At 67.2% G+C, this 9094-nt stretch carries 11 protein-coding genes and 1 pseudogene; 5 read left to right on the forward strand and 7 right to left on the reverse strand.

What is annotated here, in order from left to right; translation table 11 throughout:
* The first annotated feature begins 846 nt into the window (after positions 1–846).
* The 3 genes from EQG76_RS29310 (at position 847) to EQG76_RS29320 (ending at position 2900) form a co-directional block, all read left to right on the forward strand.
* Entirely contained in the window at positions 847–1146 is a 300-nt protein-coding gene (locus EQG76_RS29310) for a hypothetical protein (protein ID WP_159718763.1), read from the forward strand.
* 185 nt (positions 1147–1331) lie between these two features.
* Positions 1332–1508, forward strand: a complete 177-nt coding sequence (locus EQG76_RS29315) for a hypothetical protein (RefSeq protein WP_159718765.1) — start codon at positions 1332–1334, stop codon at positions 1506–1508.
* Between the two features lie 645 nt (positions 1509–2153).
* Positions 2154–2900: a Crp/Fnr family transcriptional regulator gene (locus EQG76_RS29320; protein WP_159718767.1), complete on the forward strand. Its 747-nt coding sequence runs from the start codon at positions 2154–2156 to the stop codon at positions 2898–2900.
* Positions 2901–2915: 15 nt separating this feature from the next.
* Here the strand turns inward: EQG76_RS29320 and EQG76_RS29325 are convergent, their stop codons facing one another.
* A complete protein-coding gene (locus tag EQG76_RS29325; protein WP_159718769.1) occupies positions 2916–3101 on the reverse strand; it encodes a hypothetical protein in 186 nt (61 codons plus the stop codon).
* Between the two features lie 272 nt (positions 3102–3373).
* Between EQG76_RS29325 and EQG76_RS29330 the strand changes: the two genes are divergently transcribed.
* Complete coding sequence (locus EQG76_RS29330; protein WP_159718771.1) at positions 3374–3646, forward strand: hypothetical protein; 273 nt, start codon at positions 3374–3376, stop codon at positions 3644–3646.
* Positions 3647–3770: 124 nt separating this feature from the next.
* On the opposite strand, the gene EQG76_RS29335 is transcribed toward EQG76_RS29330, so the two are convergent.
* Positions 3771–4064, reverse strand: a complete 294-nt coding sequence (locus tag EQG76_RS29335; RefSeq protein ID WP_159718773.1) for a hypothetical protein — start codon at positions 4062–4064, stop codon at positions 3771–3773.
* A gap of 319 nt (positions 4065–4383) precedes the next feature.
* Between EQG76_RS29335 and EQG76_RS29340 the strand changes: the two genes are divergently transcribed.
* Positions 4384–5199 carry a TetR family transcriptional regulator gene (locus EQG76_RS29340; protein WP_235031617.1) on the forward strand — a complete coding sequence of 272 codons (816 nt, stop codon included), beginning with the start codon at positions 4384–4386 and terminating at the stop codon, positions 5197–5199.
* A 13-nt stretch (positions 5200–5212) separates the two neighbouring features.
* On the opposite strand, the gene EQG76_RS29345 is transcribed toward EQG76_RS29340, so the two are convergent.
* From EQG76_RS29345 to EQG76_RS29365, 5 genes and pseudogenes are all read right to left on the reverse strand, one after another.
* Positions 5213–6226 carry a PDR/VanB family oxidoreductase gene (locus EQG76_RS29345; RefSeq protein WP_200841231.1) on the reverse strand — a complete coding sequence of 338 codons (1014 nt, stop codon included), beginning with the start codon at positions 6224–6226 and terminating at the stop codon, positions 5213–5215.
* Positions 6198–6611 (reverse strand): Rieske (2Fe-2S) protein, encoded by a 414-nt coding sequence (locus EQG76_RS29350; RefSeq protein WP_159718777.1) that lies wholly within the window; start codon positions 6609–6611, stop codon positions 6198–6200. Before EQG76_RS29350 ends, EQG76_RS29345 begins: the two co-directional genes overlap by 29 nt.
* Position 6612: 1 nt before the next feature.
* The gene (locus EQG76_RS29355; protein WP_159718779.1) at positions 6613–7719 is read right to left on the reverse strand and encodes an amidohydrolase family protein; all 1107 of its coding nucleotides are present in this window, start codon (positions 7717–7719) and stop codon (positions 6613–6615) included.
* Entirely contained in the window at positions 7716–8786 is a 1071-nt protein-coding gene (locus EQG76_RS29360) for an amidohydrolase family protein (RefSeq protein WP_159718781.1), read from the reverse strand. Before EQG76_RS29360 ends, EQG76_RS29355 begins: the two co-directional genes overlap by 4 nt.
* A gap of 86 nt (positions 8787–8872) precedes the next feature.
* Positions 8873–9094 (reverse strand): annotated as a pseudogene (locus EQG76_RS29365) (hypothetical protein); the annotation flags it as partial.

Here is a 9094-nt window from a genome sequence, read left to right on the forward strand (position 1 = left end):
TTGTACATCAACTGAAGCCGTCTCGGCAGTTCGACCTGGCGCAGTTTCGGATCCGGTCCAGCATCCTCTGACCAACTCCACCCGCAGCGGCAGCGCCATCTCATCGGCCTGCAATTCCACCTCCAGCTCCCGCACCCCGTGCTGGCGGAGCAGCAGCCGCGCGGCATGGTGCCGGCAAGCGCCGTGCTGCGAGTTGAAGGACCTGCGCAAATTTTCGGGCAGTCGGCTGCAGCCGCAGTCAATTTTAACGCAGTATGCATGTTATATTTGGCAGCATTCTTGCGTAGAATCTCCTGTAGTCAGGACAAGAAGCAGCCATTACCGGAATATATTGATTTTATAGGTCCGGTCTCTTCTCTTACCGGAGAAGAGCCTGGGGCAGATGCTCGGTCCTGGCCCGGGCACCAGCCGCATCCTGGTGCCCAGGGAGATAACAATGAACCATTTCCTCAGCCTCCTGGACGAGCTTGAGCAGCTCATCACGAACAACAGCTACGGCTGGAACAATCTTCAGGCCGTGGAGGCGGCACGCCACCTGACCAGCAGGATGCGCTCCAGCCCGGAGGCCACCGCCCCCCTATGTCTGCGAGAAGATCGGCTGCCTCGAGAACTAGCTGTCCATCCTCTACTCCCAGCGCAAGCACGTGCCCTGGGGCAGCGCCCAGCGCATCCTGGCGCTTGTCCGGCATAGCTGCGTCACACTGCGCAACCACCTCACGGCTTCTTCTTCCTGAAGAATGCCGGCGAGACTAGGTTATATCCATCGATAGATGGCGTCGTATCTGGCCGGATCCTAGCTGTTCTACTTTCCGAGCCTTGCAGCAATGCCAGCCCAGGCAGCAGAAAATGACCCATTATCTACTGGAATTGCCGGTCATTCTTGGCGGTGGGGTCGGGATTTCCCGGGTCGTTGGTCCGGAGGGAATCCTGTTCACCACCGAGCTAGCGATCCAGCCCGACCAGCGCATTGGCGGGTCGTTCGGCCTGGAGCCGGAGGCGGATGGCGCGACCTTGCAGGTCGACTTTCAGGCGGTCGTCCAGGAGGTGCGCGCGCTGCCCGAGCCCGGCCTGATCATGGTGTATGCCCAGTTCCAGCAGTTGGCTCTGGTTGCCCAGCCACCTCCTCCGGCCCCCTTGGCGCACTAGCGGGACCAAGAAGCCCGGCTGGGCCGGCCGCTAGCCGCCCCGACCGCGCAGGATCTGTTGATCTGGCCGCGGCTCGATCGGCATCACACGTATTTCCCGAAAATTTGATCCAAATTGGTTGGAGTTATTCCAGGTTATGGCGTGGGCTGATCGGATCAGCCATTGCGGGCAGCCGGGGGGAAGCCATGACCAAGCCGCGTTCTACCTTGGGCATCAGCGTGACGGCTGTTGCCCCTGCCGATGCCGGCCTGCTCCACCGCGTGGCAGCGGCCCTGGCCAAGAACGATGATCGGGCCCGGGCCTTGCGCCAGCTCATCCAGAGCGCGAGGTCGCTGGCGGTGCTGGCGCCGACCAAGCACTAGCGGCAGCATCCGGGCGCAGGAGCCAGGCGGTCAGGGTCCCGATGCTGGCCGGGATCCTGCGGATGGCGGACGAGCCGGTCATCCCCGGCTCTACGGGCAGCAGCCGGCTCGATCTGGAGGAGGGACGGCCCAACCGTTTGGCCCCGCCAGGATCTGTGGCAGTAGGGCCGCACCAGAGGTGCGCCGGACTGGCCGATGCCGCCCAGCCCTGGATACGCACGCGCTTGGCTCTAGAAACAGAGAAGCGCCGGCGCTCCTGGGGGGATTTGACGCCGGCGCAAGTTCTCCACGACATTGATCCGCAGGAAACAGCGGGTTCCCTGCAGCGTTCTGCCGGGTTCTCCCCATGTCGGCGCTTCGGTCCGTCCTTCAAGGGAAGGATCGGCTTGGCAATCCTGGCCACGGCGTTCTGGTGGTCGTCGAGACGGCAAGGTCCGGCTGGCTGCCCGCACCTCTACCCCATCCCCGCCCGCTTTCGTCGCAACATCGGTCCGTAGGGGCAAGGCTTTTCGCGGCGATGGTACGCAAACGTGCCGGCAATCCGAACGACGCCCCCATATAACGCTCATCGCCCGCTTTGACCTTCCGGCGCGGGCGGCTGAGAGAGGTGTGTGTGCTCCCGCCGACATCCTACGGGAGCTCGCCATGGCCTCGACTGCTTCCTCCACCCCAGCAACGCGCAACCGCCTGCTGGCCGCCCTACCATCGGACAGCCTGACCCGGCTGTGGCCGCAGCTCACCCCAGTCGAGCTCGAGCTGCGTCAGGTGCTGCACCGGCCGGAAGAACCGGTCGGCACGGCCTATTTCCCCGAGAACGGCTGGTGCTCCGCACTGGCCCCGCTGGAGGACGGCGACAGCGCCGAGGTCGGGCTGATGGGCCGCGAGGGCATGAGCGCTCTGCCGGTGATCCTCGCGGCGGAATTCGACGACCTGGAAGTGATCGTGCAGGCTCAAGGCAGCGCCCTGAGCATTTCGGCGGACGCGCTGCGCCAGGCGATGGCGGAGGATCCGGCCCTGCGCACGCTGTTGCTGCGCTATGCCCTGCTTCATCACGGCCAGGTGGTGCGCACCGGCGCCTGCAATGGCCGCCACCATATCGAGCAGCGTCTGGCCCGCTGGCTGCTGATGGCGCATGACCGGTCCGAGGGCGACACCTTCCCGATGACCCACGAGTTCCTGGGCATGATGCTGGGGGTGCGCCGGGCCGGGATCACGACTGCTGCGGGCGTGCTGCAGAAGGCCGGGTTCATCAGCTACCGCGCCGGGCGGATGACCATCACCGACCGGCCGGGCCTCGAGAGCATTGCTTGCGAGTGCTACGGCATCGTTCGACGTGCGACGGACCGCCTGCTCGGCCGAGCCGCGGGGACAAGGGCCGAATATTGGCGTTGATGCCGCTCTGGAGGATCACCGATCGATATCCGGCTCCCGCTTCCGCGGCAGGTAGCGCGCCCGCAGCTGCCTGGCTTCCTCGAGCAGGGCTTCCAGTTCGGCGATCAGGCGGTCCGCCCGCCGCCGGTCCGCCTCGGTCTGGTCCAGCTTTTCGGAGAGATGAGCCTGGATCGGCTGCTTGTCATGGCTTGGCGCCGTCATCGAAGGCTCCGTCGGTCGGGCCTGACGAGACAGCCGTTCCTACGGGCGTTGTCGGTCCAATTACGTACAAGCCAGCTGCTGGAGCGAGACGAGCCGCTCACCCATGGCCGTGCCTGGGTCTGACCTGATGTTGCACCATCGGGTACAGGACCGGCCCACCGGCGTGGTCATCGGCCTGCTCCGACCTCTATCCTTCTCATCGCCCACAATCCTTCCCGGCTCGGGCGGCTAAAAGAGGTGTGTGCTCCCGTCAAACCCGTGCGAGCACCGCCATGTCTGTTTCCTGCTCTGCCCGTTCCCGTCAGCCCTTGCCGCTGAACCGGGCGATCGCGCAGGCCCGGCTGGCCACCGTGGAGAACCATCTGGCCGCGAGCGAGCTGCGGATCACCCGGATATGGCACTGGCTGGCGCGGCAACAGGCGACCGGACGGGACACCCACGGCAGCGGGGCGATCCTGGCCACCATGGAACAGGTGCTGGCGCAGTGGCGGCGCCAGCGCCAGGCACTGCTGGACCAGCTCTGGCCGACGGATGGTGCCGGCTGAGCCGACGACACTCCATGCCGGAGCAAGGCGTCAGGGGGCACGGTTGCCGCTGCCGGATCGGCATAGAAGGGTCATGCAGCGAGCCGGGGCCGGCTGTGGTGCGAGGCCCGCAACAGGAGCTGCCTCAGTGCGGCTGCGTACTCAGTTCAGCAGGAGCCATGAAGGCATCCGGCTGGCCGCCGGGCGGGCTCCCGAGAATCTCGACAAGGTCGGCGAGCTCCCGCAGATGTTCGCCGATCACCGGGCTCGCCTGGTCGAGCGTCGCGGCCGAGCGCAGGAAGTGCCGGTGCAGGCTCACGCGCAGCTCGGGACTGCCGGTCTCGGCCAGTGCGGCCGTGATGCATACTGTGGCCTCACGGGCCGCAATGGCCTGCAGATGCACGATCTTCACCAGCTCGGCCAGGTTCATGCCGGTCATCTTCGGTCCCCCCTTCGGCTTGCGCGCCCTGCGGGCCGCTGGTTGGCATCGGCGGATGCGGAAGGATCGATCGGCATGATGGCTGCTCCGTGGCCGTGCCTGTGTCACCATGCCGGAATCTATCGGGCAGCCAGTTTCGTCAGGATGACCAAGATCACAGTTGATTTCCGGCAGGTCCCGGTGGGCGGCCCGGCTGGGCGTTCATCCGTCCGGCGATGCGTGGCCGGTCGCGCTGCAGGACGCTGCCGACCGACGCGATCCAGCCGAGCCTTTGAAAGACGGAGCCGGGCAGGTACGATTCGGCACGACCTTGCAGCGCATGCAGCCGGCCAGGGTCACCTGCTTCGACATCAAGGAGACCCTGCGCTTGGCAGGCCCGCATCTGCCCGTGTCGCTCCTTCCGGCCGCCGGCGGCTCGCCCGGTGCACAGGCGGACGGGGCAGCCGTGCGCAAGGGTCGCCGGCGTGCTCCGAAGGACGGCAGCACCGGTGATCAGGCCGGTCCGTCCATGCGCGATTCGATCCTGGCGGTCGCGACGGAACTGTTCACCCTGAACGGGTTTCGCGGCACCAGTTTTGCCGACATCGCCCAGATCCTGAACATCACCACCACCAACATCCATTATCATTTCAAGAACAAGCAGGGCTTGGCCGCCGAGGCGCTCGACCGCTACGCGGCCCGCGTGTCGGAGCATTTTCTGCGGATCTGGCGGGACGAGCAGTCCAGTCTCACGCAGAAGATCGAGGCCACCATCGAGTTCAACCGGGCCTCCTACTACCGCTTCAACCAGCAGGGCCAGCCCGGCCGGGTGTGGAGCCTGCTCACGCGGTTTGCCGGGGATTCCGAGGTGGTCAGCGATCAGATCCGGCAGCGCATCGCGTTGTTCCGGGCAGAAGTCCTGGCCGCCGTGGAGTTCGCGCTGGGGCTGGCGGTGAGCCGCGGCGAGCTCCAGGCCGGCCTGCCGCAGGCCGAGCTGGCGCGCATGCTGAGCTATGCGTTTGCCTATGCCGGCGAGATCGCGCGGGACAGCGGCGGCTTCGCGGCGGTCGAGGCGAACTACCGGGTCCTGCTCGACATGCTGCTGCGCGCCTATGGCAGCCGGTCACGCACGGTGAGGCACCGCCGGGCTAGCTGAGCCCCTGGCCGGCTCACAGGTCCAGGACGAGCAGCGGGGTCCTGGAGCGCGAGACGCAGGGCAGGATGTGGTCGCCGGCCGCGCGCTCCTCCTCGCTCAGGAACGTGTCGCGGTGCTCCGGCACGCCGCCCAGCACCCGGGTCAGGCAGGTGCCGCACATGCCCTGCTCGCAGGACGTGTCGAGCGCCACCCCATGCTCGATCAGCACGTCGGCGATGGTACGCTCGGGCGGGATCGGCAGGATCTCGCCGCTCTGGGCGAGCTGGACCTCGAAGGCCGCGAGATCGGGCCCGGCGATAAGCGGCAGTGCCGTGAAGTCTTCGCGATGCACCGGCAGATCCCGGCCGCAGGCCTTGGCCAGCTCACCCACCGCATCCATCAGCGGGCACGGTCCGCAGGTATAGACATGGGCACCTTCGGGCTGGCGTGCCAGGAGGCCCGCCATGGCCGCGATCGTGGCCTCGGCATTGAGCCCGGCATGAAGCTGCAGCCGCCCGGCCCGCGCGATCGGGGCCAGGTCCTCGGCGAAGCCCGCCAATTCCGGTGCACGGACGAAATAAGCCAGCGTGTACGTGCCGCCGGTAGCAGCGAGCTGGTGGGCCATGCAGAGCAGCGGGGTGATCCCGATCCCGCCCGCGATCAGCAGGTGGTGGGCCGCGCCATGGTCCAGGCCGAAGCTGTTGCGGGGTGAGCCGATCCGCACGAGGTCGTCCGGAGCCAGCCCGCCGTGCATGGCGGCCGAGCCGCCCCGGGATTGCGGCTCCCGCTTCACGGCGATCACATACTGCCTGCCCTCGCCCGGCGGGTTCAGGAGCGAGTACTGCCGGGTCAGCCCAGGGGCGATGTGCACGTCGACATGGGCGCCGGCGGCAAATCCGGGCAGCGCGCCTCCGTTGGGATCGACCAGGACGAACTTCAGGATCTCGTCGGTTTCGCGGGTGATCGCGCCGATCCTGACCACCAGCGTTTCTGATCGGGCATCGGGCTCCATCAGCGCCTCAGATCTCGACCACGAGATAGTCGCCATCGACCGAGATCGGGAAGGTCTCGGCCTTGTAGGGGCCCTTCACCAGCTCCTCGCCCGGCTCGACTGTCACGACATAGTTGCGGGTGCGGATCCGCTCCGGGTCGCACCAGGACTGGCCGGTGCGGATGTCGAACTCCCAGCCGTGCCAGGGGCATTGCAGCATCTCGTTGCGGCGCGACAGCCGGTAGGTCCCGGGCTCGTCGGAGCGGACCAGGCTCACCAGCCGGCCATGGCAGAGGCTGCCGCCCTCGTGCGGGCAGCGATTGTTGATCGCGAAGTATTCCTCGCCGACCCGGAACAGCGCGATGGCGCGGCCGGCGACGGTGACGAGCTTGCTGCCGTCGGCCGGGACGTCCAACGCCTTGGCGACGATGTGGCGCGCCATGTTAGCCGAGTCCGAACACGGTCTTGGCGTTGCCGGAGAACAGCATGGTGCGCTGCTCCTCGGACATCGGGAACTTGAAGACGTAGCGCGGATCGTCCGAATCCCAGTGCGGATAGTCGGTGGCGAACAGGACCCGGTCCCAGCCGATCCAGTCCAGCACCGTCTTCAGGTCGCGCTGCATCGGCGGCTCGTCCATCGGTTGGGTCGTGCAGTAGACGTTGCGGCGGATGTAGAAGGATGGCGGGTGCTTCAGATGCGGCACCTCGGCTCGGAACTTCGGCCACAGATCGTCCAGGCGCCAGGCGAGCGAGGCCAGCCAGGCGAAGCCGCCCTCGATCACGATCAGCTTGAGCTTCGGGAACTGCTCGAACACGCCCTCCAGGACCATGCTCGCCACCATGGCATGCAGGCTTACCGAGACCGACTGGTGCTCCTCGAAATAGAAGGATGGCCAGCCGCCGGCCCCCACCGCATGGCCGTTGGTGCCGACGCTGTGCAGGCCGAGCGGCAGGCCGTGGCGCTCGGCAACCTCGTAGATCGGCCAGAAGCGGCGGCTGCCCAGCGGCTCGACCGCACGGGTGGCGAACGACACCTGGACATGGTGGCCGTCGCCGGCACAGCGCTCGATCTCGCGGACGGCGCCTTGCGGATCGTTGCAGGCGACCACGATGTTCGCCTTCAGGCGGCTGTCCTGGGAGGTGAAGGCGTCCACCTGCCAGTCGTTCACCGCGCGGCACACCGCATGGGCGAAGTCGAGGTTGCGCTCGTCCATGCCGACCGGGAAGAGCGGCTGGAGCATGCCGGTGGTGATGCCCAGCGCATCCAGGTGCTGCTCCTGCATGAAGCGCAGGCTGGAGCCGGGCGGTCCGCCCTCGGGCGGCCAACTGTCGCCGCGCGACAAAGCTGGCGTCGCCTTGGGATAGGCGGACGCGCCGTGGAAGGGGCCGCGGAAGCGGAAGCCGATCGTCTCGTGATGCTCCTGCCAGCGCCGGGACAGATAGGGTAGGATGTCCTTCGGCGACTTCATGATCGGGTGGATGTCGCAGTCGACGATCTCGGTCGCCTGCCGGGCCACGGGCCGTTCGAGCGTCGCGGTCGCGGTGGTCATGACAGCGTCTCCTTCAGGCGCGGGTAGGTGGCCAGCGGATTGTCGACCAGGATCTTTCGGACGAGCGCATCGTCGAAGCCCGGCGGCAGGGCGTCCTGGCCCTCGAACCGCCAGTGCGGGTAGTCGGTCGAGAACAGCAGCATCTCGTCCGAGCCGATCATCTTCAAAAGCTCGGCCATCTGTGCCGGATCGGCGGGCGCATCGGCCGGCTGGACCGTGATGCGGACGCGCTCGCGGAAGATCTGGTCGGGCGACTGCTCCACCCAGGGGATCTCCCGGCGCATGCCGCGCCACATCTTCACCGCGCGCCAAAGGAAGGGCGGCAGCCAAGTGAAGCCGGATTCCATCAGGACGAAGCGGAGGTTCGGGAACTTGCCGAACACGCCTTCCGCCAGCAAGCTCAGGAGCTGGGTCTGGAAGGTCTGCGCATAGGTCGCATGGTCCTGGATCAGGTAGGGCGGCCAGCCGATCCCGCTGGGGGCATGGCGGTTGCCGCTGCCGGCATGGATGCCGATCGGCAGGCCGTGCTTCTCGGCAGCTTCATAGATCGGCCAGTGCTGGCGGCGGCCCAGCGGCAGTTCGCCGGACGCCAGCAGCAGGACCTGGACGAAGCGCCGGTCGGATGCCAGCCGCTCGATCTCCGCTACCGCGAGCTCGGGGTTCTGCACCAGCACCACGATCGAGGCGCGCAGGCGCGACTCCCGGTCGAGCCACTCGGCCCGGATCCAGTCATTGGTGGCGCGGCAGACGGCTGCCCCCATGTCCTCGCTGTAGAGGGCCGGCCCGCCATAGATGCAGTTCAGGATGCCGAAGCGGGCGCCGAACCCGTCCAGGGCCTGTTCCTGCATCGCGATCAGACTGGAGCCGGGCTTCTCGCCGTCCCGGCGCCAGTCGGGGCGGCAGGAGATCGGCGCGTTCGGCGGGTAGAGGGCTAGGTCCAGGCCGTCGATCCCGCGCGCGATGAACGTGTCCTGCCAGTGCTGCTCCATGTAGGGCAGCAGCGCCGCCATGCCCGGCACGGCCGGGTGGAGGTCGCAGTCGATTGGCGCTAGCCCGCGCAGGTCCATCGTTCCCGGCTCCCTGATGTCTTGATGCGCCGTTGGAGGCGACGATAGGTCGTTGTCTACTTACTAGTCAATAAGTGACGCCGACGTCACTGGGTCTCTGCGGACAGCCGATCGAGCATCGCCTGGCCGTTCGGGATGGTTTCCAGGAGAGCCGGCCAGAGGGTGCGCGCCTCCTCGCGCATCCCGGTGACGTCGGTCTCCACGACCTCCACGCCCTCCTCCTTCATCCGGGCGATGGCATCGGCGACCATGCCCGCATAGGCCTCGTTGCCGAAGGCCAGGGCGTCCTTACCGGCCTGGCGGACGAT

The organism is Geminicoccus flavidas, assembly GCF_009806515.1.
Taxonomy (GTDB): Bacteria; Pseudomonadota; Alphaproteobacteria; order Geminicoccales; family Geminicoccaceae; genus Geminicoccus; species Geminicoccus flavidus.